Source organism: Klebsiella sp. ME-303 (assembly GCF_007910085.1).
GTDB lineage: Bacteria > Pseudomonadota > Gammaproteobacteria > Enterobacterales > Enterobacteriaceae > Klebsiella > Klebsiella michiganensis.
Map to the genome: position 1 here is coordinate 1 of NZ_VOJB01000048.1, position 23,895 is coordinate 23,895.

The following is a 23,895-nucleotide window of genomic DNA, read 5'->3' on the forward strand; positions in this document are numbered from 1 at the left end:
AAGTGAAACGCCGTAGCGCCGATGGTAGTGTGGGGTCTCCCCATGTGAGAGTAGGGAACTGCCAGGCATCAAACAAGTGAAGAGCCCATCCTGACGGATGGGCTTTTTGCGTTTTTGTCGCCTGAGAAATCCCGTGTAAAAGCCCGGCAGGGATCCTTTACCAGACCTTTGTCACGATAGGGCATCCGCAGCACTTAAGCGAAATAGGTATATATCGCTTTGAAATAAAAGGTTTTTTTAACTTTACCTGGCGTCACAACGAGAACGATGAATCGTGCGGAGAGCTTGCCGGCAAAACCACTGAAAGCCGTGACGGCGAATAGCATAGATCTATTTAAACCCAATTATTTATCGAAAACTCATCTACAAAGAATTTATTTTGTGAATAAAATAATTAGCATGAACGTTATATGAAAATAAAAATAGAGATAAACGCGTTTCTGAATATTTAACAGGAATTATATTAAGAATATTACCCGCATAACGCTTAAGTTATTCTAAAGTCATCAGGTTAACAAATAGATACGAAACCCTCTCCCCTGCCGAGCACACAGGCATAACAGCTGGACTTTTTCTGCGAAATGACTTAGTGTCCTTAACACTTTGTTAACTCGATCTGGTTTAAGTTAATTCAAATTTGCTAAAAACATAGGGTGCATTGCCTGTATGGAAGCTAACCCGGTAACGTCTTTTGACGAATAGTGCATGTTACCGGCTGGCAATATGAGAATATAAATGAAATTTCTGATTAACTGGCCTCCTTTGCGCCAACTGATACATTATATCCGGGAGCGTTTTACCTTTCTGGTCCTGCTCTGCTGGCCGGCGATCATCTGGCTGGTTTGCCGGGCGCTTGTCTGGTTAACGGATGGATTGATGGCTCTTCTGGGTAAACCCACCGACCACTCGTTTACCGTGTATCTTCAGCCGCTTATGACGCTAAGTGCGCTGCTGAGAATTTCCGTCAGCTGGGTGCTGCTGCTGTTTATCCTGTTCAGCATGGCGATGGGATTCACCTGGGCTCTGCGGCGCTTTATGAATCGCCATAAATAGCGCCGATGCCGCGACCGGCAGAGCGACATCGGTATTGCTTCAGGCCATTTCCCCGATCGTCTTACGAAAACGCAGTAGGGCGATAGTAAAAAACACGCCACCGATAGCCAGCAGCGTCAGAAACTGCGGCCAGACGATAGAGAAATCAGCGCCTCGATAAAGAATGGCCTGCGCCAGGCTGACAAAGTGGGTCGTCGGCATGGTGAGCATAATATCCTGTACAGCCTGCGGCATACTTTCCCGGGGCGTGGAGCCGCCGGAAAGCATCTGCAGCGGCAAAAGCACCAGAATCATCAGCAGCCCCAGCTGCGGCATGGAACGCGCCACCGTGCCCATAAAAATGCCGATTGAGGTAGTGGCAAACAGGCTCAGGGCCACTCCAAGCATAAAGAGCGGTATCGAGCCTTCTATCGGTACCTGCAGCACGCCCTGAACCATCAGGATCAGGGAGAGTCCGGAAACCACCAGCACCACCAGCCCCATTGACCATATCTTCGCCATCATGATTTCAAACGGCGTGACCGGCATAACCAGCAGGTGCTCCACGGTACCATGCTCCCGCTCGCGTATCAGCGCCGAGCCGGTCAGCACGATCGCCAGCATGGTGATATTGTTGATAATTGCCATGACGGCGCCGAAACGCTCCTGCTCCAGGTTCGGGTTAAAACGCATCCTGACGGCCAGCTCAACCGGCAGCGTACCGTTGTCCCGGTAGCGGGCGACAAAGCTGTTCACCTCGCCGGTGACGATATTCTGGATATAGCTATTGCCGGTAAACGCCTGGCTCATTCGCGTCGCGTCGACGTTAACCTGTAGCGCGGGCTGGCGTCCGGCCAGAACATCGCGCTGGAAATCCGGCGGAATATTGATGGCGAAAGTATAGCGCCCCGCATCCAGTCCGGCGTCCATCTCATCAGCTGTAATCAGCTCCGGCGGCAAAAACCAGGGCCGGTAAAAACCATTGATAATACGCGATGAAAGCTGCGACTTATCCATGTCGGCAATAGCGATGGGCGCCAGATGCAGCGAACCCGGCATAACGGTCGCGGAGGAGTAAACCGAGACGGTAAAAGCAAAGACAATCAACGTCAGCATCGCTTTATCGCCCAGCAGGCTGCGTAGCTCTTTCATCCCCAAATTATAAATATTGCGTAATCCGCGCATTATCCCTCCTGTTTTTTCAACAGCCACACGCTCAGGCCCAGCACCAGCGGAACCGCGATAAGCAGCGGAATAAAGGATCCCCACAGGTCGGTCAGATTCAGCGCTTTGGAAAACGTTCCTCGCGCGATGGTCAGAAAGTGGCTGGTTGGATAAATCTGGCCAATCCAGCGCCCGGGGCCTTCCAGCGAGGCGACGGGGTCGATCATCCCGGAAAACTGCGTCGCCGGGATAAGCGTAATGATCGCGGTGCCGAAAATCGCCGCAATCTGGCTTTTCATAAAGGTTGAAATCAGCAGGCCAAGTCCGGTGGCGATAGTGACGTAGAGCAGCGCGGCGAGGGTGAGCGTCAGAAAACTCCCTTTGTGCGGTACGCCAAAAACAAAAACCGACAGCGCGCAGAGCAGGAAGAAGTTGAACATCCCCAGCACGATATACGGCACCTGTTTACCCAGCAGAAATTCGCTGCGGGTGGTTGGCGTCACGTACAGATTGATGATTGAACCAAGCTCTTTCTCGCGGACCACGCTGAGCGCGCTGAGCATCGCCGGGATCATCATTAACAGCAGCGGAATCACCGCCGGTACAATCGCCGGCAGGCTCTTCACATCCGGGTTATAGCGATAGCGGGTCTCGATGGAAATCAGTGAGGTATCGCGATTGGGGCTGGCCTGGCGACCGGCCATCTCCTGCAGCCAGGCCAGATGCATGGCCTGCACGTAGCCGCGCACCGTCTCCGCGCGGTTCGGCATCGCACCGTCCACCCACACGCCAATCTGCACCGGCGTTCCCCGGGCGATATCGCGGCCAAAATTAGGCGGAATTTCAATCGCTACCGCCAGCTCGCCGTTGCGCATTCTTCTGTCCAGTTCGCTATAGCTTTGCAGCGGTGGCTGTTCGATGAAGTAGCGTGAGCCGGCGATATTTTGCGACCAGCCCTGGCTACTGACGGTCTGGTCGCGGTCGAGCACCGCAAACCGCAGATCTTCGACGTCCATACTGATCCCATAGCCCATAATAAACATCAGGATCACGGTGCCGAGCAGTGCCAGGGTCGATCGCACCGGATCGCGGCGCAACTCAAGCGCTTCGCGGCGGCTGTAGCTAAACAGGCGCTGCAGGCTGAACGCCTGACGCGGCGCCACGCTTTCGGCTTTATGTTCCATCGCGGGAATCGGTGCAGCCTGCGCATCAGGCGGCTGCGCGGCATCCGCCGCTTCCTGTAGCCAGGCGATAAACGCCTCTTCAAGGCTGGCCGATCCGCGCTGCTCCACCAGCGCCTGCGGCGTATCGCTGGCCAGCACTTTTCCGGCATGCATCAGCGAAATGCGATCGCAGCGTTCCGCTTCATTCATAAAGTGGGTGGAGATAAAAATGGTCACCCGGTCCTGACGCGCAAGATCGACCATCAGCTGCCAGAACATGTCCCGGGCTACCGGATCGACGCCGGAAGTGGGTTCATCAAGGATTAACATTTCCGGGCGGTGGATCACCGCGACCGCCAGCGAGAGGCGCTGGCGGATACCTGGCGGCAGCGAAGCGGGCAGGGTGTCCTCAACCTCTTCCAGCATAAAGCGCTGGCTCATTTCGGCGATCCGCCCCGGGATCTCCGCATCAGGGATGTGGAACAGGCGGGCATGCAGCTCGAGGTTTTGCCGTACGGTCAGTTCGCTATAGAGGGAGAAGGCCTGCGACATATAGCCAACGCGGCGGCGGGTTTCGATATCCCTGGGGTCGACCGGCTGGCCAAACAGCCACGCCTCGCCTTCGCTGGCCGGTAGCAGCCCGGTCAGCATTTTCATGGTCGTTGATTTGCCGCAGCCGTTTGAGCCGAGGAAGCCGAAAATCTCGCCGCGGGCAATGCGAAAGTTGACGTGGTCAACGGCGACAAATTGACCGAAGCGCATCGTTAGCCCGCGCGCTTCAATCGCAACTTCGCTTTCGTCAGCATTGCGCGGCGGGATGATCACCTCTTTATGCGCCAGGCGCTGGGCTTCGGGAAGCAGGGCGATAAAGGCCTGTTCCAGCGTCTGACTCGCCGTGTGCGCTTTAAGCTCATCGGCGCTGCCGGTCGCCAGAACTTCCCCCGCGTTCATGGCCACCAGCCAGTCAAAGCGCTCCGCCTCCTCCATGTAAGCGGTGGCGACCAGGACGCTCATCTCCGGCTGACGCTGGCGGATGCTGTCGATCAGATCCCAAAACTGCGCCCGCGAGAGAGGATCGACGCCGGTGGTGGGTTCATCGAGGATCAGCAGCTGCGGGTCGTGAATGAGCGCGCAGCACAGGCCGAGCTTTTGCTTCATCCCCCCGGAGAGTTTTCCTGCCGGGCGGTCGCGAAACGGCGCCAGGCCGGTACTCTGGAGCAGCTCATTGATGCGGATGTCGCGTTCGGCTTTATCATGGCCGAACAGACGGGCGAAGAAATCGACGTTTTCATAGACCGACAGGGTATGGTAGAGGTTCTTCCCCAGCCCCTGGGGCATCCAGGCGATTTTCGGGCAGACGTCCTGGCGATGACGTACCTCGCTCATATCGCCGCCGAGCACCATAATGTTGCCGTGCTCAATCACGCGCGCGCCGGAGATCAGCGATAGCAGGCTGGACTTGCCCACGCCGTCGGGCCCGATCAGGCCCACCATACGGCGAGCGGGAATGCTCAGCGTAATGTCCTTCAGCGCGACGGTTGCGCCAAAGTGCTGGCTGACGTTTTCCAGGCGGGCGACGGTTTTCATTGCGGCAACCTCACCGTCAGCGCTTCAGGCCACGCCTGCTGGTTATCCAGGCGGACCCAGGCCATCCCGGGCAGGCCGGTCTTCACATACTCCAGATGCTCCGCCAGCAGCTCTGGCGGAATACGGGCTTTTACGCGGAACATCAGCTTTAGCCGTTCATCGCTGGTTTCCACCGTTTTAGGCGTAAACTGCGCCACGCTGGCGACAAAACTGATATTGGCGGGGATCACCAGATTCTGCGCGGCATCGAGGATAATTCGCGCTTCGCTGCCCAGCGCCAGCAGACCCGCCTGCTCGGTAGGCAGGAAGAAGGTCATATAGACATCGGATAAATCGACCATATTCAGCACCCGGCCGCCCGCCGCCAGCACCTCTCCCGGTTCGGCTACGCGGTACTGAATGCGGCCATCGCGCGGGGCTTTCAGCTCGCTATCGTCGATATCGGCGATAATCCGCCGTTCGGTCGCCTGGGCGGCCTCGACCCGGGTTTGCGCCTGAATGATGCTGGTGCGCGCCGCCTCAATCGCGGCCCTGGCGGCAGAGACCTGCGCTTTGGCGGATTCCAGCGCCGCCCTGGCGCTTTCTGCCGCCGCCTGGTCGTCATCCAGCTGCTGCGCGGAGACCGCGCCGCGCTGCGAGAGCGTGCTGGAGCGGACGTGACGTTTAGCCGAGGAGTTCAGCTCCGCCTGCCGCTGCTTCACCACCGCTTCCGTAGCGCGCATTTCGCTTTGGCGCTGGTCGAGCAGGGCTTTCGCGGCGGCAATCGCGCTCTCTGCTTCCTTGATTTGCGCGGCGGCCTCCAGCCGTTGTTCGTTGAGTACCCGGGTGTCCATACGGGCCAGCACGTCGCCCTGGCGAACAAACTGCCCCTCTTTGACCAGGATGGTGTCGATACGCCCGGCGGTTTTGGTGGCGATATCGACTTCAGTGGCTTCAATCCTGCCGTTACTGCTGGCAAATCCTGCCGGAACCCCCGGCGGGCGCAGCATCCACCATGCCGCTGCGGCAATCACCACCGCTAAACCAATAACGTATCCAACCCAACGCCGTTTGATTTTGTCCATACGCGACTCGCTTTGTTCCATAGGCTGAGTGGTGCGCGCTTCTCCTCCGCATGGCGGAGTTTCGTCTCTTCAGGGAAGGGAGAAATCGGGGATAAGGCCGACCGGCGCAGGGAGCCTGCAGCGCTGCTAACCGGTCAGAAAGAGGTGCGATCAATGTGGTCATCATCAGCAATCCTCGCCTTAAATGAAACACGCATATTTATTGCTACCGTCAATGTCATACTAACACCCGCAATGAGTATGTCCATATACAAAGCAGGGTCTTGTCGTCGGGTTAACATAAAAACAGCGAGGAGCGCGATGGCACAATATTACCCATAATGCCTATTGGGGTGATACCGGAGCAGATAATCTTAATCGTTCTTCATTAAATCATCGTACATATAAGCTATTCCTTAGCGCTAATAACCAGAGGATATTATTCCCTGGCGACTGGCGCATTTTTAATCTGGTTGCCCCAGGAGAACTGTTGTATGATCGGCGGCCCTGAAAATACACTCACGCCGGGCGAGCGCTTTATTCAATGAAAGATGAAAGCCAAAAATATATCTCGATTATTTTTAAGGAGTGGTTGCCGCTGTACGACAGCCTGACGCCGGAAGTGAGGGCGGTACTTAAAAATATTGCCGGGCAGCAGGCGGAGGCGTTAGCGACCCGTTTTTATGATTTTATTTTCCAGGACCCGGACATTGCGCGGCACCTTAGCTATGACTTAGTTCAGGAGCGGCTCAGCAGCTCGCTGGCCGGGTGGGTGAAAGATATCCTGATGTGCGATAAGGAAAATCTGCAGGCGCTGGCGGAGCGGCAGTACCTGATCGGCAGCATCCATTCACGCATTGGTATTCCGGCAGAGGCGGTACTGCGCGGCGCGCGCCAGCTGAAAGCCGGGCTGATTGAAAATATCCGCGATAGTCAGCTCGATCGCGAGACCAGCGTTGCCGCCATCTACTACGCCATCATGGCCATTAACATGGCGGTAGAAATGATGTGCCACGCCTATACCCTGTCGCACTATCGGGCAACGAAAAATGAAGAAGCGTACCGCCTGTATAGCCTGATGGATAACGTGCCGCTGGAATATGGCAAACAGCAGGCCTCGCTCTCCGGATGGGAAAATACCGCTATTTTTAATATCGTTAGCGATAATAAAAGCGATATTAACGGAGCGTTATTATCTGATTCTGAATTTGGCCTGTGGTTCCGCCATAAATGCGTGCGTTATTTTAACAAAAATCCGCAAATGCAGGAAATCGCCGACTTAATTAGCAAGGTGGATGCGCTGTTATCCGCCTGGAAATCCTCGTCTGAGGGTTCTGAGTATAAAAACACGCAGGCTTTGCTGCAGGGGATCCATATCCATTGCCAGCAGATCGGCAGCCAGATGGGGGTGCTGTTTAGCAGCCTGTCGCAGATGCAAAGCGGTAAGGATACGCTGACCAGCCTGCTTAACCGCCGCTATCTGCCGGTTGTCCTCAAGCATGAAGTGACGCTGGCGATGGAATATGAACTGCCGATGACGGTGGCGATTATCGACATCGACCACTTTAAAGAGATCAATGATAGCTGGGGGCACATGGTCGGCGACCGGGCGATTAAGCACGTTGCGGAGCTGCTCAGCGATAATATTCGATCCAGCGATTATATCTTCCGCTACGGCGGCGAGGAGTTTCTGCTGGTGCTGGTGGAGACCGGCGCCGCGGAAGCCTTTACTATCCTCGAACGGCTGCGTAAAAAAATCAGCCAGCTGGCGTTTAGCGTTGGCGCTGACAATGAGATTTCGATTACCGCCAGCATCGGCTACGCCGTCCACACCGGTCATCCGGATTACAATCTGCTGCTGCGCGATGCCGACAGCGCGCTGTACGTCGCCAAGCGCGATGGGCGCAACTGCGTGAAGCTGCATGAAGGCGACGGCAACTAAGCTGCCGGGTCCTTCCCGGAGGCGGCGCGCTGCGCCTGTCCGGGCTACCGGATCGCAGACGGCTGTGAACCCGTAGCCCCGGTAAGGCGACAGCCGCCACCGGGGAATAAACCGCAGAATATCTTCCGGTCGGGCGCCATCCCGGAGGCGGCGCGCAGCGCCTGTCCGGGCTACCGGATCGCAGACGGCAGTAAACCCGTAGCCCCGGTAAGGCGACAGCCGCCACCGGGGAATAAACCGCAGAATATCTTCCGGTCGGGCGCCATCCCGGGGGCGGCGCGCTGAGCCTGTCCCGCCTACCTGACCGCAGACGGCTGTGAACCTGTAGCCCGGGCAAGGCGCCTCAGGCGCCGCCCCCGGGAGAGATGTGGCAGCGGATTTCAGTGCGGAGAGATCGCCGCGCCTCAAAACAGCACCGGCAGCCCCAGGCCGCGTTTTACTTCATGCAGCGTCCGTTGCGTCAGTTCGTGCGCCCGTTCGCTTCCCCGGCGCAGCAGCGCCAGCAGCATGCCTTTATCCTGAATATAGGTCGCCCGGCGTTCGCGTATCGGCGCCAGCAGCTCCTGTAAGCAGGTCTCCAGCGCGTTTTTGCACTGCCTGTCTCCCAGCCCTCCGCGCCGATAGTGGGCTTTCATCTCGGCAACGAAGGTCTTATCAGCATGAAAGGCGTCGAGATAAGTAAAGACCACGTTGCCTTCTGTCTGACCCGGGTCGGCGACCCGTAGGTGATTCGGGTCGGTATACATGGCGCTGACCGCACGATGGATCTCCTCTTCGCTGGCCGAAAGGGTGAGCGTGTTCCCCAGCGATTTCGACATTTTGGCGTTGCCATCAATGCCCGGCAGGCGGCTGACGTCGCTGAGCAGCGCTTTGCAGTGCCGTAAGATCGGCGTCGTCGTCAGGCTATTCATTTTGTGCACGATCTCATTGGTCTGTTCAATCATCGGTAGCTGATCGTCGCCGACCGGCACCAGTTCGGCCTTAAAGGCGGTAATATCGGCGGCCTGGCTTATGGGATAGGCTAAAAATCCCACCGGCAGCGAGCGGGAAAATCCCTTCTGGGCGATTTCATTTTTCACCGTCGGATTGCGTTCAACCCGGGCGACGGTGACGATATTCATATACAGCGCGCTGAGTTCGGCCAGCGCCGGCAGGGCGGATTGCAGGCAAATGGTGGTCTTCTGCGGATCGATGCCGACGGCGAGATAATCGGCCATCACCTCAAGGATATTGCTGCTGATTTTTTGCGGGTTGCTGCCGTTGTCGGTCAGTCCCTGGAGATCCGCGACGAGGATAAACTGCTGGTGGTCGTGCTGGAGCAGCACGCGCTGGCGCAGGGAACCGACGTAGTGGCCGAGGTGCAGCTGGCCGGTAGGACGGTCGCCGGTCAGGATCGTTTGGCTGGTGTTCATAAGTGACTCCTTAGGATGCTATCAGGCCGAAGGGCGACACTCAGAAACAACAAAGCCGCCTTCCGGCGGCTTTGAATAGAGGAAACGTCAAATCTTGCCGCCTGTTATGCAGGCAGCCACCAACGGCGGAGGTGAGAGATGACAACGTTTCTGTTCATCTTTTTATCCTGCCACGAAAAGCCGCGGCAGTAAAAGCCCTTTTTTATTCAGCGATAAACTGGCAGCAGGTTAAAGCTGGATAAAATATGAATTATTGCGTTGGCGCCGCCGAAGCACAAAATCAGGATAATCATGGCATTGCCACCCCAGACCCGATAGTTCGGGCTGCCGAAACGCCTGCGCGAGGCGCGCGCCAGCAGGGCGGGGACGATAGCGGCCCAGACGGTGGCGGCGAGACCGGCGAAACCAATGGCGTAGATAAAACCGTCAGGCCACAGCAGCCCGCCGGCGATCGGCGGCAGAAAGGTCACCAGCGCGGTTTTAAACCGCCCCAGCCGGCTATCGTCAAACTTAAACAGATCCGCCAGATAATCAAACAGGCCAAGAGTCACGCCCAGGAACGAGCTGGCGACGGCGAAGTTGGAAAAGACCGTCAGCAGTAAGTCCAGGGTCGAACTGTTCAGCAGGCCGCTTAAGGTCTGCACCAGCACGTCGATGTTGCCGCCTTTTTCGGCGATAGCGATAAACGCCGGGCGCGGAATATTGCCCATTGTGCCGACCAGCCAGATGATATACAGCACCAGCGCCATCAGCGTGCCGAGCAGCAGGCAGCGGCGAATGATAAGCGGGTCTTTACCGTAGTACTTCATCAGGCTGGGGACGTTGCCGTGATAGCCAAAGGAGGCCAGGCAGAACGGCAGCGTCATCAGGACGTAGGGGAGATAGGACGCATTGACCTCCGCGCGGTTAAACAGAATCGCGGGCTCCACGTGCCACATCAGACCGCCGAAGGTCATAAAGAAGGTGAGGATTTTGGCACCCAGCACGATAGTCGTCATCCGGCTTACCGCTTTCGTACTTAGCCAGACGATAAAGGCGACCACCAGCGCGAACGCCAGCCCGCCCAGGCGTGCGGGAACCGCGAGGTTCATCTGCGCAAAAGTATGCTGAATAACTGAACCGCTGGCGGAAATATAGGCGTAGGTCAGGATATATAAAACAAAGGCGACGGTCAGGCCGTTAATAATATTCCAGCCGTTTCCCAGTAAATCCTTTGTAATCGTGTCGAAGCTGGCGCCAATATGATAATTGAGATTGGCTTCGAGGATCATTAACCCGGAATGCAGCATGCAAAACCAGGTAAAAATGAGCGCCAGCAGCGACCAGAAAAACCAGGCGCCGGACATCACCACCGGTAAAGAAAACATGCCTGCGCCAATAATCGTGCCGCCGATAATCATCGCTCCGCCAATCAGCGATGGCGTATTAGTTGAGACCGCTTTTGAGACTGATAGTGTAGCCATAAGGTGCATTCCTCACGTGGCTATATATTAAATAAGGGGCTGCGGGAAAACGGCTACCCGGCGCAACCCGAATAATTGAGCTTAAAGAGATGGAATTAAATTAATGGCGCTCTTATTGCGAGAGCGCCGTGATGCGGTTTATTTCACCGGTTTCAGTCTGGCGACGAAGTGGCGCAGTACCGGCGGTTCGTAGGTGAAGGTCAGGCCCTTAATCGTGGCGGCGCGCGCCTTAACGGCGATCAGCGCATCAGCGATATAGTCCATATGATCGTTGGTATAAACCCGACGCGGAATGGTCAGGCGCAGCAGCTCCATCGGCGACGCCTTCTGTTTGCCGGTTTCCGGGTCGCGGCCCAGCAGCAGGGAGCCGATTTCCACGCTGCGGATTCCCGCTTCCAGATACAGCTCATTGTTTAGCGCGTGCGCCGGGAACTGCTCCGGTGGGATATGCGGCAGCAGCAGCTTAGCATCGACGAACACCGCATGGCCGCCGGTCGGATACTGAATCGGAATGCCGCCTTCGCGCAGGCGTTCACCGAGGTATTCCACCTGATTGATGCGATAAGCGAGGTAATCCTCGTTGGTCCCTTCTTCCAGGCCGATAGCCAGCGCCTCCATATCGCGTCCCGCCAGGCCGCCGTAGGTGACAAAGCCCTCCATCGGCACGCAGCGGATGCGCACTTCGTTGAACAGATCTTCGTCATCGCGGAAGCAGCACAGGCCGCCGATATTCACCATCGGGTCTTTCTTGGCGGACATGGTCAGCATATCGCCGTACTGGTACATCTCGAGAATAATCTCTTTCACCGATTTATCGGCATAGCCCTCTTCGCGCTGTTTAATAAACCAGGCGTTTTCGCAGAAGCGGGCGGAGTCGATTACCACCGGAATATTGTTCTGGCGCGCAATCTGATACACCTCGCGCATATTCGCCAGCGATACCGGCTGGCCGCCGGAGCTGTTACAGGTGACGGTAGTAATAATCGCCGCCACGTTTTCCGCGCCGTGCTCGGCGATGGTCGCTTTCAGCAAATCAATATCAAAGTTGCCTTTCCAGTCGTACCACGAGGTCGTGTCGAAGGCTTTCGGCGTCACCACGTTAATGGCTTTTGCGCCGTTCAGCTCCACGTGCGCGGCGGTGGTATCGAAGTGGAAGTTGGAAATAAACACCGGATGCGCCGACTTGCGGCGAGCAATCAGGCTCGGGAACAGAATCTGCTCCGCGCCGCGCCCCTGATGGGTGGGAATGGTATACGGATAGCCGATAATCTCTTTGACCTTTTCGCACAGATGCTGATAGTTACGCGACCCGGCGTAGGCTTCGTCGCCCATCATCAGCCCGGCCCACTGATGGTCGCTCATCGCGCCGGTGCCGGAGTCGGTCAGCAGGTCGATATACACGTCCTGGCTATTGAGCAAAAACGGGTTATAGCCCGCCTCTTCCAGCGCTTTGACGCGATCGTCAAAGGTAGTCATACGAATGTTTTCGACCATTTTAATACGGAACGGCTCAGGGATACGTTTCATTTATTTTCTCCATGGGGATGCTGTGCCGCGTTTGGCTATTTGGCGACAAATAAAAAGCGCAACAAATAGCGACTAAACGCAGTGCTGAATTAATTTTTTTTAGGGAGTAAACAGCAGCGGAGAATTAACGAGGGAAGTCGTTGGAGATGCGGTGATCTAAATTATACCAGTCGTCCAGGCCGCCCTGGGCAATGAGGCGATAAATCGATTTTTGCGTCATGACATCGTCCTCTGTGGGTGAAGGGATGCCATAAAAATAAGGTAAAATGAGAAAATAACCACGATTAAAATCACAAAAAATAATTTATCGATAAGCGGAGTATAAAAATTTGACGCTCGTCGTCTTTTTAGCGTTATTGATTAGCAGGCAATGGTTTTTTGTTTTTTTATTACGCCAATAACGGCTTATTGAGTGAGGTTATTAGCGCCTTCACCGCAATCAATGAAGGCGCAGGCGGGACTTACATGCTGGAGAAGACGTTCATAATGATGCCGCCCGAGATGATCAGCACCATGGCGAGAATAGCCGGGATATCCGGTTTTTGCTTATAAAGGATCATTGAGCAAATCGTGACGCCGACGATGCCAAAACCGCACCACAGCGAGTAGGCGACGCCGACCGGAATGGTGCTCATCGCGCGGGTGAGGGCGAAGTAGCACAGGCCGTAGGCGCATACCACCAGCACCGACGGCGCCAGCTTGCTGAAGCCGTTGGTCTTTTTGATCATCGACGTGCCGGTGATTTCGGAGCCGATAGACAGCGCCAGCCATAAAAATCCGAGGTTAAACATAAGCGGTTCCTTTTCTGTTAGTTGGCGACTTTTTTGTCCAGAGATGCAGCGGCCGGCTGCGCGGGTGCTTCCTCGCTCTCTTCGCTACCCATTTTGGAAAAAAGGTTCATGATCACGATCCCGCTGGCGATAACCGCCATACCGATAATGGCGGCGGTGTCCGGGTGCTGGCCGTAAAACGCCATTCCCAGCGTCGATACCACGAGAATGCCGGTACCGGACCAGGTGGCGTAGGCCAGGCCGACGGGAATATCCTTCACCGCGCGGGATAGCGAGTAGTAGCAGGTGCAGTACAGCAGCACCAGCAGCCCGAGCAGCAGCATTTTGCTCATCCCTTCACTGCTGCCGAACATTTTGAGGGTGGAGGTAGCTGAGGTTTCGGAAACGATAACCAGCAGCATCCATAGCCAACACTTTGTTTTTGAAGACATAAGTTAAACTCCGGGTTTACTATTTAAGGTAAGGTTCTTTTTTTCTGTTTTTTAAAAAATCGATAGCGGCATCGGTCAACTGCGCTTCAGGGGCACAGGCCAGCGCCGGATTATTCACTACGTCTGTGACAGTGAGATAACGCCGCGGACCGCTCGCCGACGGCGCCGTCGCTCCGCGACCCGACGCCAGCTTCTCCAGCAATTCGTTCATGGTGCACAGCGCGATGCCGCATTCGGCCAGGCGGGCCAGCGTGGCCTGCATATGCCCGGCGTAAGCGGTATCAGGCTGCGCCCCGCGCAGCTGGTTAAGCTCGCTGGCGGGATCGCAGTGATAGCGCAGCGCCAGCACCGGCAGGCCGCTCAGCAGGGCATCGTGCACGCGGCGGGTAACCGGACCGTGCAGGGAACCCTTCACCAGATCCGCCGCCAGCGGGTAGTCGAGAAACGGCAGCAGCAGCGCCTTATACGAGGCCGAAGGCAGCCCCTGTTGCCAGTCGGCCGCCGGCAGCGTTTTACCGATAGCCCGCCACTGCTCTCCGTCGTCAATCCCGCTATCCAGCGCCAGGTGCAGGCTCTCGCCGCAGCCGGCCAGCCGCTGGCGAATAGCGTGCCGGTAGCCCGCCGCGGCGGTCACCATCACCAGTACCGGCGGCCGCAGACGCTGGATAATGCGTTCAACCAGGTCTTCCATCTGTTGGTCGGTCATGGCGAGCCTCCGTTAGCCGATGAGCGTGACCTGCGCGCCGTTTTTCAAGCCGGCGGCGTTGGCCTCTTCGGTATCAATATGAAACTCCAGCGCAAAGTCTTCGCGTACCCGCACCACCACTTCATCAAAGGTCAGCTGGCGTTCGCCATCGCTGCGGACGCTAACCTTCTGGCCGTTGGCGACGTTCAGCTGGCGGGCGTCCTGCGGCGACATATGGATATGCCGCCAGGCGCAGATCACCTGCGATCGCAGCTCAACGTGGCCTGCCGGGCCGATCAGCAGCGCGCTGCCCGCGTTCTCCAGCTGGCCGGATTCGCGAACCGGCGCTTTGATGCCGAGGGTAAAGCAGTCGGCGCGGGAGATTTCCAGCTGCGATACCGGGCGGGTTGGGCCGAGGACGCGAACGTTACTGAGTGAGCCCTTCGGACCGACCACGGTGACGCACTCCTGGGCCGCGAACTGCCCCGGCTGGCGCAGCGGCTTAAACGGCGTCAGGACGTAGCCCTTGCCAAACAGCGCTTCGACGTCCTGCTGCGCCAGATGGACGTGGCGGTTAGAGATACCGACCGGGATAGCCGGAGCAGCGTGGCTCAGGCGGGCGGCGATTTTTTCATGGAGCAGGGTGTCGATCATGCCTTCTTCCCTTTCCTCATCGCCGCGTTTTTATCTTCCGTCGGCGCAGGCGCGGCGGCGGGTTCAGTGGGTTCCCTTGTTTCCGCAGCGGCGGGCGCGACGGCTTCAGCCTCAAGCGGCGCGGCAGCTTCCGCGCGCGGCGGACGGCCTTTCAGGGTGCTGAGGGCGTCCACGACGCTGCGCTCCGGACGGGCGATCGTCAGGGATTTAACCTGCGGGTCGATGAGCGCGGCGACGGACACGCCGCGTTCGATAGCGGTGTGAATCGCGCTGATCTCCCCTTCAAAGCAGACGCTCACCAGCCCCGAACCGACTTTGCGGTAGCCAATGCAGGACACGCCTGCGCTTTTGCAGGCGGCATCCACGGCCTGAACGGCGGCAACTAACCCTCGCGTTTCAATTACGCCTAAACTTTTCATTGTCGGCTCCTGTTAATGGCGGACTAAGCGAATATCAAAATCAAACTGCGTGAAGAACGTTTCCAGCCGGTCTAACTCCTCGGCGGAATAAGTTGGGTCTCGGGTAATGGGGTAAGGCATATCGAGGCGCTCATATTTTTTGCGCCCGAGCTGGTGGTACGGCAGCATATCGATGCGGCGGATATTTCCGCGCTTCGCCAGCTTTTGTACGTAATCAATGGCTCCGGTAATGGCATCGAACGAGTCGTTATAGCCGCGAACCAGCGGCATGCGGATAATGACGTTAGCGCCGGAGTCCACCAGCCACTCCAGGTTGCGGCGAATGCCTTCGTTACCGATGCCAAATAACGCTTTATGGTGCTCGCTGTTAATTTGCTTAATATCGAATAAGAAGGTGTCGGTCACCGGCGCCAGCTTTTGATAATTGGCCAGCGGCGTGGTGCCCTGCGTTTCCACGGCGGTATTGAGCATCATCTTTTTGCATTCGCTAAAGAGCGCGACGGCAAAATCGGTCTGCAGGCTCATTTCCCCGCCGCCGATGGTGACGCCGCCGCCGGAGGAGATATAAAAGTCGTAGTCCTGCATGATGATCTCCATCAGTTCGCTGACGGTGACATCTTTGCCCATAATATCCAGCGCGTTCTGGGTGCAGATCTCTTCGCACTTGCGGCAGCCGATACAGTCTTTATTACGGTTGACGAAATGCTTCATTTCGCCGTTTTCTTCCGCCCGATAATGAATTCCCGCCGGGCAGACGTTGACGCAGTCGCCGCAGTTAATGCATTTATCCTGTGAGAACATCACCTGAAACTGGCTATTCAGCCCTTCCGGGTTAGCGCACCACGGGCAGCGAATATTGCAGCCTTTGAAAAAAACCAGCGTGCGGATCCCATCGCCGTCATAGATCGAATATTTCTGAATATTGAATATTCGCCCGGTTAATTCTTGTTTTGCGCTCACACATACCTCCAGAAAAACGATCGGGACATCCGTGTCCAAAAACGTCCGTGTCTTTATCAGAACTTCTCGATGACCGTACGGCTGATAATCTCGTCCTGAACTTCTTTACACAGCTCAACGAAGTAGGCGCTGTAGCCCGCGACGCGGACGATCAGGTCGCGGTATTTTTCCGGCTCCTGCTGGGCTTTTTTCAGCACTTCGTTATCGACATAGCTGAACTGCATCTGGCCGTTGCCGAGAATCGACGCGGTGCGCAGCAGGGTAATCAGGCCGTGACGACCTTCCGGGGTATCCAGCAGCCCTTTGAGGAACTTGAAGTTGTGCACCATGCCGATGTTCATGGTTTCGACGTTCATCTTGCTCACCGACTTGATGATCGCCGTCGGACCCTGCTTATCCGCGCCCTGAGTCGGGCTGATGCCGTCGGAGAGCGGCATCCACGCCAGGCGACCGTTCGGCGTGGCGTTGGTCAGCTCGCCGATCGGCGTGTTGTTGGAGATGGACAGGGTGCCGTGGCTCAGGGTGGAGTAGAGCATCTTGTACTTACGGCACTCGCGCTCGGTCCACTCGGTGATATCCAGCGCATACCGATCGACGTAGTTATCGTCGTTGCCGTATTTCGGCGCGTTGAGGCAGTCGCGGCGCAGGCCTTCAAAGCCTTCGAAGTTCGCCAGCAGCGCGTCGCGCACCTGCTCGAGGGTGTATTTCTTCTCTTCAAACACCAGCTTACGAATCGCCGCCATGGAGTCGACGTAGGTCGCCAGACCGGAGAAGATCAGCCCCGGGCCGTGGTTGATCATCGCGCCGCCGGCGGCAACGTCTTTGCCTTTTTCCATGCAGCCTTCCACCAGCAGCGACATCAGCGGCTTCGGCGCCACGTCGCGGTGCACGCGCTGGCTGATGACCGTCCCGATCGCCGACAGGCGTACGATATGGGCGATCTGTTTTTTCACCGCCGCGTCGAAATCCTCGAAGGTGTGCAGGTCGCGCAGGTCGCCGGTATCCAGCCCCTGATAGCTGTCAAACAGCACCATCCGGCCGCGGTTTAAAACGAACTCAATGGCGATGGGCCACTGGGTGTAGCCGGTGGAGGTCCACTGATAGATGCGGCCGGATTTCTGCGGCTCGACGCAGCCCATCAGACAGTAGTCGCGGGCGTCTTCGAAATCGAAGCCTTTACGCAGCATCATTTTGATATGGGAGTCGTCGAAGTGGCAGGCCGGGAAGCCCATCCCCGCTTTGACGACGTCGACGATTTTTTCCATATACTTCTGCGGCGACTGGTTGTGAATACGGCAGGCCAGCGACGGCTGGTAAACCTTCACGAAGCGCACGGCGTCCATGATCAGGTAGGTCAGGTCGTTACAGGCATCGCCGCCGGAGCGCTTCTGACCGCCGACGGTCAGGTTGATAAACGGCTGATAGCCGGCGAAATATTTCGCCCCCAGCTCGCTGGACATCCACATCAGCTCGGCGCATTTGATGATAAACGCCTGCAGCAGCTCCAGCGCGGTGTCGTGAGTCAGGCGGCCTTCGCGGATATCGGCTTCAAACATCGGGTAGCAGTACTGGTCTACGCGTCCCAGGGACAGTCCGGTCTGGTTCTCTTCAATTTCAAACAGCGACTCTACGGTCCAGATGCTCTGCAGCGCTTCCTGCAGGGTTTTCGGCGGATTCGCCGGCACGTTCTGGTTCACCTCGGCGATGGTCAGCAGCTCGGCGCGACGCTGGGCGTTCTGCTCAATCGCGGCCAGTTCGCGGGCGCGGGCGGCGATGCGGTGCGCGTAGTTAATCACCCCTTCGCAGGTTTCAATGGCCGCTTTGTAGTAGTAGATGCGGTCGATATCTTCCGGGTTTTCCATGCTCAGGCTGGCGAGATGCGCCTCGGCGTCGGCTTTAATGCCGTTCATCCCTTTGGTAAACAGCAGCACATCGTAGCCCGGGCAGGTGTCGCCGCCGCCGTTGATCTGGTGGTAGGAGAGGTCGCTGACGAAGGTCTCGCCGCTGAACGCCCATACGCCCGCTTCGCGGTACTGGGCTTCGCAGATTTCATCCAGCGAGCGGCCTTCCCAGAACGGCACGATCTCTTCGCGGATGGTTTTTTTATCTGCTTCGCTGATCTCAAACGGATCCTGCGGACGGGTGCTCATGGTATCGAGTTCGTCGCGCACCCAGCGCCAGGCGATATCCGGCGAGAAGGCGCCCGCGCGCGGCTTGCCGCACGGATGACCGACGATCAGCTCATCGTCCTGAATCAGAATCGGCGCGGTTTCGCAGGCGTGACGGAAGGCTTTGGCGCGCAGCAGAATCGTCGGCATGCCGGGGTTGGCTTTGACCACTTCGGTAAAGGCCAGCGCGCGGTAGATAGAGACGCTCGGGCGCACGGTCAGGTAGTGGTTACGCAGGCGCTGCATGCGCGGGGTCAGCCCTTCTGCTGCCGGCGTCTCGCCGGCGGCGGCAAACGGGGCGGCGGAAACGTGCTGGACGCCCTTGAACAAACGCACCGGCAGATGCAGGGCGCTCAGGTTGTGCTGCGCGCTGAGGAACATGTCGGAGAGTTCGTTAATGCGCGCGTTCTCAAGGCTTGCGCCGTGGAGCAGGGCGTCGAACATCGGATAACCGTCGATCGCGCAGGCGGCGCGCACTTCGCACAGCTCCGCCAGCTTGAACCACAGCGATTCGACGATTTCATACGCCTGCTGCGGGGAGAGCGCGCCGTTGTTGATATCGTGCTGGTAGTAAGGCAACAGGGCTTTGTCGGCGCCTTCCGGGTTGACGGCGTAGCTGCCGTTATCGAGCTGGAGCGCCAGCTGGAACAGATAAAAGGCCTGGCACGCCTCTTTGAAGCTGCGCGCCGGGTGAGCCGGAACGTGGTGCAGAATGGCGGCGCTGTCCAGCAGTTCCGCCCGGCGGTAAGCGTTGGTTTCCGCGGCGGCCAGCTGTTCCGCGCTGTTGGCCAGGTTTTGCGCCAGCGCCAGCAGGGCATCGCAGGCGTAGATGGCCGCGCGGCAGCCGTTGACTTCATCCATGCCGCTGCGGCTGACGGCGCTGCCCAGCGCGCGGGTTTTCTCTTCCAGCTGATGTTTTATCGCCAGCACGCCTTTTTCCATCACCAGCTTGTAATCCGGGGAGTCGAGATCGCTATTCAGGTTGAGGAACTGGAACGCGGACGGGCGACGGACGGCGCTCTCGTCGTGGAAAATCGCCCCGTGCGGTTTGCGGGTCTGGTTGCCGACGATCAGCTCGTCGGCGCTGATGCACAGCGGCAGCTGGCGCATCAGTTCATAGAAGCGGCGCGCCGGTTTGACGGCGGCGGGAACCCCGGCGATATCGCCATCAAGGGCGTTGAGCGTGGTGGCATGTTCGGTGCACAGGGTGCTTTTTTGTGAGAGTAAACGTTCTGCCAACACTTTGACGCGCGGCGTTAAGCTGTAGTGTGCCATAGGTAAGGTTCTCCAAATCTTGTTATCAGTGGCCCTGAACGGCGTTGCCGGTCCATGCCCGGCGATAGAGTTCGGTCAGTGCGTGAGCGTCCGGCGCGCGTGGGTTCGTCGGGGTACAGCTGTCGCGTAGCGCCTGGCCGACCATCTCCGCCAGCCGCTGTTCAAATTCGGCGGCAATGACGCCGGTATCACGAATGCCGCCCGGCATGCTCATTTCGTCTTTTAGCGCCTGAATGGCGACCAGCAGGCTGGCGACGCCCTGGCGGGTAGTGGCCGCGGGCAGATCCAGCAGATGGGCTAATCGGGCGTATTTGCGGGCGGCATCGGTATCGCACTGCCCGTGATAATCGGCGTTCCAGGCCACCACGTCCGCCATCAGCAGGGCGTTAGCGCGGCCGTGGGGGACGCGAAACACGCCGCCGAGCGCGTGGGCAAGGCTGTGGGTGATGCCCAGCGAGGCGTTGGTGAAAGCCATGCCCGCCATGCAGGAGGCGTTGTGCATCTTTTCCCGCGCCAGCAGGTCGCCACCGTTGCGCCAGCAGGTCGGCAGAAAACGAAATACCTGCTGCACCACTTTCTCCGCCAGCGCATCGGAAAAGTCGCTGGCGGCGAGGGAGACATAGGCTTCCAGCGCGTGACACAGCACGTCCATCCCGGTATCGGCGGTGATCGCCGGCGGCACCGAGGCCACCAGCGCCGGGTCAAGAATGGCGATATCCGGCAGCAGCGACGGGTCCACCAGCACCAGCTTCTCGGCGTGGGCTTTCACCACAGAAAAGGCGGTGACCTCAGAGCCGGTGCCGCTGGTGGTGGGGATCGCCACAAAGCAGGGCGGCTCGCGGTGAGCGTTCGGACGGGTTTGCGCCAGGGCGAAAATAACCGCTTTGGCTGCATCAATCACCGAACCGCCGCCCAGCGCGATAACCAGATCCGGATAGCTGTTATCCATCCGCTTCATACCGCGCACTACGGTGGCGATATCCGGGTCGGCCACCACGTCGTCCCAGACCTGGTAAGCGATGCCGCGCGCATTGAGGATCTGCGTGACGCGATCGGCGAGGCCAAACTTAACCATCGCCTGGTCAGTGACCAGCAGTACGTTGCGGGCGGGCAGCTCGTTCAGGATGGCAAGCGCATCCTGACCAAAGCGAATCCGGGGTTTCAGCAAAAATTCACTCATTGGGTTATTGACTCCTTAAGCGTCCCGAAACACGTTCTCGACAATGGCGACCACCGACATGGCCTTGTAGCGCTCTTTGTTGAGCGCCAGGTACTCTTCGGCCAGCACGATGTCGTGCATACCGGCGCCGACGCTATCAACGGCAACCCAGGTCTGGTCTTTCATCGGCTGCTGGTCATCATCTAATTTGACGATCAGCAGCAGGTTGCTGCCCCGTAGCTCATCGCACTTCTGCGTGGCGACGACATGTCCGACTACCTTTGCGAGAATCATTGTTTTTTATCGCCTTATATCAATGTGTTACTTACCAAGGCGTTCCAGCACCTGGCGGATGACGCGTTCCACGTTTTGCTCATTAATCTCGCTGTCCGCGCCGACGGCGGCGGCAGACGCAAAGCGATCGTCGGCGCTGGCCGGGTGGGCTGCGGTGGCAGCGGTCGCCGGGGCGTTAAAGCGCTCATCGTCGAAGATGCTGCGGTTCGGGCCGGCCGCCGGGCTGACGATGGTCGGCTGCGGTTCCGGGCGGCTGCCCGGCGCGCGCAGCTCATCGATGGAGCGCACGCCGTAGCCCACTTTGCGGATGTTGAGCAGGTTCATCGGCCCGACGTTGTCTGAGCTGGAGCCGCCGCCGACCGCGCCGCAGCCGAGGGTCAGGGCCGGGGTGATATTGGTGGTCGCGCCGATGCCGCCCAGCGCCGCCGGGGTGTTGATCAGAATGCGGTTAACCGGTTTTTCCAGGCAGAACTGGCGGATGACGTCCTGGTTGCGGGTGTGGATCACCAGCGTGTGGCCGAGGCCTTCGTTGGTCAGCAGCTCCACGACGCGGTGGCAGGCGGCTTTCCAGTCCTCTTCGACGTACAGGCCGAGTACCGGGCACAGTTTTTCCCGCGAGTAGGGGTTGGAATGCGATACCGTGGCCTGCTCGGCAATCAGCACCCGGGTGCTGGCCGGGACGCAGAAGCCGGCCATCTGGCTCAGATAGAGCGCGGTTTTACCGACCACTTTAGGGTTGATGGTGCCGTTGGGGCGCAGCAGCAGGGCCGCCATTTTTGCCGCTTCGCTTTCGTTCATGAAGTACGCGCCCTGGGCTTCCAGTTCGCGGTGGACTTCGTCGTAGATACAGCGTTCGACGATAATCGACTGCTCGGAGGCGCAGATCACGCCGTTATCGAAGGTTTTACTGGTGATGATATCTTTCACCGCGTGGGGGATATCGGCGCTGCGTTCGATAAACGCCGGGCCGTTACCCGGGCCGCCGCTAATGGTCGGCGTGCCGGACGCGTAGGCGGCGCGCACCATGCCTTCGCCGCCGGTCGCCAGGATCAGCGACACGTCTTTGCTGTGCATCAGCTCTGAGGTGGCTTCGAGGGTCAGCTGGCTAATGGCGTCGACGCTACCGGCAGGTGCCCCTGCCGCTTCCGCCGCGCGCTTCACGATTTCAATCGCTTTCCAGCTGCACTGGCGGGCGCCGGGATGCGGGGAGAAGATAATCGCGTTGCCGGCCTTCAGGGCAATCAGCGTTTTGTAGATGACGGTGGAGGTCGGGTTGGTCGATGGCACCAGCGCACAAATCACCCCCAGCGGCACGCCCACGTCCATCACTTTTTGTAGCGGATCGTCATGAATGATGCCGACGGTCTTCATATCTTTGATGGCGTCGTAGACGCGCAGCGAGGCGAAGCGGTTCTTCAGCACTTTGTCCTGCCAGTTGCCAAAACCGGTTTCTTCCGCGGCCATTTTCGCCAGCGCTTCGGCATGATGCGCCGCTTCCTGGGCCACGTTCTTCACGATGGCGTCGATTTGCTGCTGCGAAAAGGTGGCCAGAATCGCCTGCGCCTTTTTGGCATTGCGCACCAGCTCCCGGGCGTTCTGCCGGGACTGCAAATCGTTATCCAGTTCAATCATGAGTCTATCCTTCATCAGACTAAAAGAGTGGAGACGGGGCGCGCCCTGTCAGGTCATGCTTTGTGCTGCGCCGCGATTTTTTCGATGTCGTTATGCGGACGCGCGATGACGCGAGAGGTGACGACTTCGCCGATGCGTTTTGCCGCTTCCACGCCGGAATCCACCGCGGCATTCACCGCGCCGACGTCGCCTTTCACCATCGCGGTGACGAGGCCGGAGCCGACGTTTTCATAGCCAATCAGCTCCACGTTGGCGGCTTTACACATCGCATCCGCCGCTTCAATACAGGCCACCAGCCCTTTGGTTTCGATAAGCCCTAGCGCTTCTTTCATCAGGTTTTTCTCCGGTTAATCCATGATTTTGTAATGCGAGACGATTTTGTTGATGTCGTTATGCGGGCGGGCGATAACCAGCGAAGTCACCACTTCACCGATGCGCTGCGCGGATTCGACGCCGGAATCCACCGCCGCTTTCACCGCGCCGACATCGCCTTTCACCATCGCGGTGACGAGGCCGGAGCCGACGTTTTCATAGCCAATCAGTTCCACGTTGGCGGCTTTACACATCGCATCCGCCGCTTCGATACAGGCCACCAGCCCTTTGGTTTCAATCAGACCTAATGCATCACCCATTTGCGTTCTCCTGGCCATCAGGCCTTGTGTTTAATGACGATTTTGTTGATGTCGTTATGCGGACGAGCGATAACCAGCGAGGTCACTACTTCACCGATGCGCTGCGCGGATTCGACGCCGGAATCCACCGCCGCTTTCACTGCACCGACGTCGCCCTTCACCATCACGGTCACCAGCCCCGAGCCGATGTTTTCATAGCTAATCAGCTCGACGTTGGCGGCTTTACACATCGCATCCGCGGCTTCAATGCAGGCCACCAGACCTTTGGTTTCGATAAGCCCTAATGCATCACCCATGGTTTCTCCTCCAGAACAGTTTTGTGATTCGGAAAACCGACCGCGTAACGGCGTCAGGACGCGGATGCGGCGTTCGGAATTCACTATAGGGAATGGCGAGTGAAGTGAAATTTAAATCTGCTAGCGTGGTATTTTTAGTCTTTTGCTCTGTGATTTAGGTTGGTTA

General features: G+C 57.9%; 22 protein-coding genes. 2 read left to right on the forward strand and 20 right to left on the reverse strand.

What is annotated here, in order from left to right:
- Positions 1-735 precede the first annotated feature (735 nt).
- Positions 736-1,053 carry a hypothetical protein gene (locus tag FQK12_RS01660; protein ID WP_014227738.1) on the forward strand — a complete coding sequence of 106 codons (318 nt, stop codon included), beginning with the start codon at positions 736-738 and terminating at the stop codon, positions 1,051-1,053.
- 39 nt (positions 1,054-1,092) lie between these two features.
- Here the strand turns inward: FQK12_RS01660 and FQK12_RS01665 are convergent, their stop codons facing one another.
- From FQK12_RS01665 to FQK12_RS01675, 3 genes are read right to left on the reverse strand one after another with little or no spacing between them, the layout of a single operon-like run.
- A complete protein-coding gene (locus FQK12_RS01665) occupies positions 1,093-2,217 on the reverse strand; it encodes an ABC transporter permease (RefSeq protein ID WP_014227739.1) in 1,125 nt (374 codons plus the stop codon).
- A complete protein-coding gene (gene rbbA, locus FQK12_RS01670; RefSeq protein WP_014227740.1) occupies positions 2,217-4,946 on the reverse strand; it encodes a ribosome-associated ATPase/putative transporter RbbA in 2,730 nt (909 codons plus the stop codon). Before rbbA ends, FQK12_RS01665 begins: the two co-directional genes overlap by 1 nt.
- Positions 4,943-6,010 carry an HlyD family secretion protein gene (locus FQK12_RS01675; protein ID WP_038423496.1) on the reverse strand — a complete coding sequence of 356 codons (1,068 nt, stop codon included), beginning with the start codon at positions 6,008-6,010 and terminating at the stop codon, positions 4,943-4,945. Before FQK12_RS01675 ends, rbbA begins: the two co-directional genes overlap by 4 nt.
- A gap of 523 nt (positions 6,011-6,533) precedes the next feature.
- Here FQK12_RS01675 and FQK12_RS01680 point away from each other — a divergent pair.
- Positions 6,534-7,931, forward strand: coding sequence for a diguanylate cyclase (locus FQK12_RS01680; protein WP_009652888.1), 1,398 nt, complete (start codon positions 6,534-6,536; stop codon positions 7,929-7,931).
- 404 nt (positions 7,932-8,335) lie between these two features.
- Here the strand turns inward: FQK12_RS01680 and trpS are convergent, their stop codons facing one another.
- The 17 genes from trpS to FQK12_RS01765 form a co-directional block, all read right to left on the reverse strand.
- Positions 8,336-9,343, reverse strand: a complete 1,008-nt coding sequence (trpS, locus tag FQK12_RS01685; protein WP_014227742.1) for a tryptophan--tRNA ligase — start codon at positions 9,341-9,343, stop codon at positions 8,336-8,338.
- 206 nt (positions 9,344-9,549) lie between these two features.
- Positions 9,550-10,806 carry a tryptophan permease gene (mtr, locus tag FQK12_RS01690; protein WP_014227743.1) on the reverse strand — a complete coding sequence of 419 codons (1,257 nt, stop codon included), beginning with the start codon at positions 10,804-10,806 and terminating at the stop codon, positions 9,550-9,552.
- Between the two features lie 138 nt (positions 10,807-10,944).
- On the reverse strand, positions 10,945-12,333 hold the full coding sequence (gene tnaA, locus FQK12_RS01695; RefSeq protein WP_004098213.1) for a tryptophanase: 1,389 nt from the start codon (positions 12,331-12,333) through the stop codon (positions 10,945-10,947).
- A 124-nt stretch (positions 12,334-12,457) separates the two neighbouring features.
- Positions 12,458-12,553, reverse strand: a complete 96-nt coding sequence (tnaC, locus tag FQK12_RS01700) for a tryptophanase leader peptide (protein WP_004098218.1) — start codon at positions 12,551-12,553, stop codon at positions 12,458-12,460.
- Positions 12,554-12,794: 241 nt separating this feature from the next.
- The gene (locus tag FQK12_RS01705) at positions 12,795-13,124 is read right to left on the reverse strand and encodes a DMT family transporter (protein ID WP_004108688.1); all 330 of its coding nucleotides are present in this window, start codon (positions 13,122-13,124) and stop codon (positions 12,795-12,797) included.
- A gap of 17 nt (positions 13,125-13,141) precedes the next feature.
- A complete protein-coding gene (locus FQK12_RS01710; RefSeq protein ID WP_014227744.1) occupies positions 13,142-13,555 on the reverse strand; it encodes a DMT family transporter in 414 nt (137 codons plus the stop codon).
- A 19-nt stretch (positions 13,556-13,574) separates the two neighbouring features.
- Positions 13,575-14,261, reverse strand: a complete 687-nt coding sequence (locus FQK12_RS01715) for a hypothetical protein (protein WP_014227745.1) — start codon at positions 14,259-14,261, stop codon at positions 13,575-13,577.
- A gap of 12 nt (positions 14,262-14,273) precedes the next feature.
- The gene (locus tag FQK12_RS01720; protein WP_014227746.1) at positions 14,274-14,894 is read right to left on the reverse strand and encodes a phosphate propanoyltransferase; all 621 of its coding nucleotides are present in this window, start codon (positions 14,892-14,894) and stop codon (positions 14,274-14,276) included.
- Complete coding sequence (locus tag FQK12_RS01725; RefSeq protein ID WP_014227747.1) at positions 14,891-15,313, reverse strand: BMC domain-containing protein; 423 nt, start codon at positions 15,311-15,313, stop codon at positions 14,891-14,893. Before FQK12_RS01725 ends, FQK12_RS01720 begins: the two co-directional genes overlap by 4 nt.
- 12 nt (positions 15,314-15,325) lie before the next feature.
- A complete protein-coding gene (cutD, locus tag FQK12_RS01730) occupies positions 15,326-16,273 on the reverse strand; it encodes a choline TMA-lyase-activating enzyme (protein WP_014227748.1) in 948 nt (315 codons plus the stop codon).
- Positions 16,274-16,329: 56 nt separating this feature from the next.
- Positions 16,330-19,716, reverse strand: coding sequence for a choline trimethylamine-lyase (cutC, locus tag FQK12_RS01735; RefSeq protein ID WP_014227749.1), 3,387 nt, complete (start codon positions 19,714-19,716; stop codon positions 16,330-16,332).
- A gap of 25 nt (positions 19,717-19,741) precedes the next feature.
- The gene (locus tag FQK12_RS01740; protein WP_014227750.1) at positions 19,742-20,896 is read right to left on the reverse strand and encodes a 1-propanol dehydrogenase PduQ; all 1,155 of its coding nucleotides are present in this window, start codon (positions 20,894-20,896) and stop codon (positions 19,742-19,744) included.
- A 15-nt stretch (positions 20,897-20,911) separates the two neighbouring features.
- The gene (locus FQK12_RS01745; protein WP_004098229.1) at positions 20,912-21,169 is read right to left on the reverse strand and encodes a EutN/CcmL family microcompartment protein; all 258 of its coding nucleotides are present in this window, start codon (positions 21,167-21,169) and stop codon (positions 20,912-20,914) included.
- Positions 21,170-21,196: 27 nt separating this feature from the next.
- Positions 21,197-22,801, reverse strand: a complete 1,605-nt coding sequence (locus tag FQK12_RS01750) for an acetaldehyde dehydrogenase (acetylating) (RefSeq protein ID WP_014227751.1) — start codon at positions 22,799-22,801, stop codon at positions 21,197-21,199.
- Positions 22,802-22,854: 53 nt separating this feature from the next.
- Entirely contained in the window at positions 22,855-23,133 is a 279-nt protein-coding gene (locus FQK12_RS01755; RefSeq protein WP_002442217.1) for a BMC domain-containing protein, read from the reverse strand.
- Positions 23,134-23,148: 15 nt separating this feature from the next.
- Entirely contained in the window at positions 23,149-23,433 is a 285-nt protein-coding gene (locus FQK12_RS01760; RefSeq protein ID WP_004098238.1) for a BMC domain-containing protein, read from the reverse strand.
- Positions 23,434-23,450: 17 nt separating this feature from the next.
- Entirely contained in the window at positions 23,451-23,729 is a 279-nt protein-coding gene (locus FQK12_RS01765; RefSeq protein WP_004098239.1) for a BMC domain-containing protein, read from the reverse strand.
- Positions 23,730-23,895 lie beyond the last annotated feature (166 nt).

Bases quoted from the DNA above. Each gene is read 5' to 3' on its own strand.
- tnaC (WP_004098218.1), bottom strand. From the start codon at position 12,553: ATGACGCAAAAATCGATTTATCGCCTCATTGCCCAGGGCGGCCTGGAC.
- FQK12_RS01745 (WP_004098229.1), bottom strand. From the start codon at position 21,169: ATGATTCTCGCAAAGGTAGTCGGACATGTCGTCGCCACGCAGAAGTGC.
- rbbA (WP_014227740.1), bottom strand. From the start codon at position 4,946: ATGAAAACCGTCGCCCGCCTGGAAAACGTCAGCCAGCACTTTGGCGCA.
- FQK12_RS01705 (WP_004108688.1), bottom strand. From the start codon at position 13,124: ATGTTTAACCTCGGATTTTTATGGCTGGCGCTGTCTATCGGCTCCGAA.
- FQK12_RS01660 (WP_014227738.1), top strand. From the start codon at position 736: ATGAAATTTCTGATTAACTGGCCTCCTTTGCGCCAACTGATACATTAT.
- cutC (WP_014227749.1), bottom strand. From the start codon at position 19,716: ATGGCACACTACAGCTTAACGCCGCGCGTCAAAGTGTTGGCAGAACGT.
- FQK12_RS01760 (WP_004098238.1), bottom strand. From the start codon at position 23,433: ATGGGTGATGCATTAGGTCTGATTGAAACCAAAGGGCTGGTGGCCTGT.
- tnaA (WP_004098213.1), bottom strand. From the start codon at position 12,333: ATGAAACGTATCCCTGAGCCGTTCCGTATTAAAATGGTCGAAAACATT.
- FQK12_RS01680 (WP_009652888.1), top strand. From the start codon at position 6,534: ATGAAAGATGAAAGCCAAAAATATATCTCGATTATTTTTAAGGAGTGG.
- mtr (WP_014227743.1), bottom strand. From the start codon at position 10,806: ATGGCTACACTATCAGTCTCAAAAGCGGTCTCAACTAATACGCCATCG.
- FQK12_RS01715 (WP_014227745.1), bottom strand. From the start codon at position 14,261: ATGACCGACCAACAGATGGAAGACCTGGTTGAACGCATTATCCAGCGT.
- FQK12_RS01765 (WP_004098239.1), bottom strand. From the start codon at position 23,729: ATGGGTGATGCATTAGGGCTTATCGAAACCAAAGGTCTGGTGGCCTGC.
- FQK12_RS01755 (WP_002442217.1), bottom strand. From the start codon at position 23,133: ATGAAAGAAGCGCTAGGGCTTATCGAAACCAAAGGGCTGGTGGCCTGT.
- trpS (WP_014227742.1), bottom strand. From the start codon at position 9,343: ATGAACACCAGCCAAACGATCCTGACCGGCGACCGTCCTACCGGCCAG.
- FQK12_RS01750 (WP_014227751.1), bottom strand. From the start codon at position 22,801: ATGATTGAACTGGATAACGATTTGCAGTCCCGGCAGAACGCCCGGGAG.
- FQK12_RS01720 (WP_014227746.1), bottom strand. From the start codon at position 14,894: ATGATCGACACCCTGCTCCATGAAAAAATCGCCGCCCGCCTGAGCCAC.
- FQK12_RS01740 (WP_014227750.1), bottom strand. From the start codon at position 20,896: ATGAGTGAATTTTTGCTGAAACCCCGGATTCGCTTTGGTCAGGATGCG.
- FQK12_RS01725 (WP_014227747.1), bottom strand. From the start codon at position 15,313: ATGAAAAGTTTAGGCGTAATTGAAACGCGAGGGTTAGTTGCCGCCGTT.
- FQK12_RS01710 (WP_014227744.1), bottom strand. From the start codon at position 13,555: ATGTCTTCAAAAACAAAGTGTTGGCTATGGATGCTGCTGGTTATCGTT.
- FQK12_RS01665 (WP_014227739.1), bottom strand. From the start codon at position 2,217: ATGCGCGGATTACGCAATATTTATAATTTGGGGATGAAAGAGCTACGC.
- FQK12_RS01675 (WP_038423496.1), bottom strand. From the start codon at position 6,010: ATGGACAAAATCAAACGGCGTTGGGTTGGATACGTTATTGGTTTAGCG.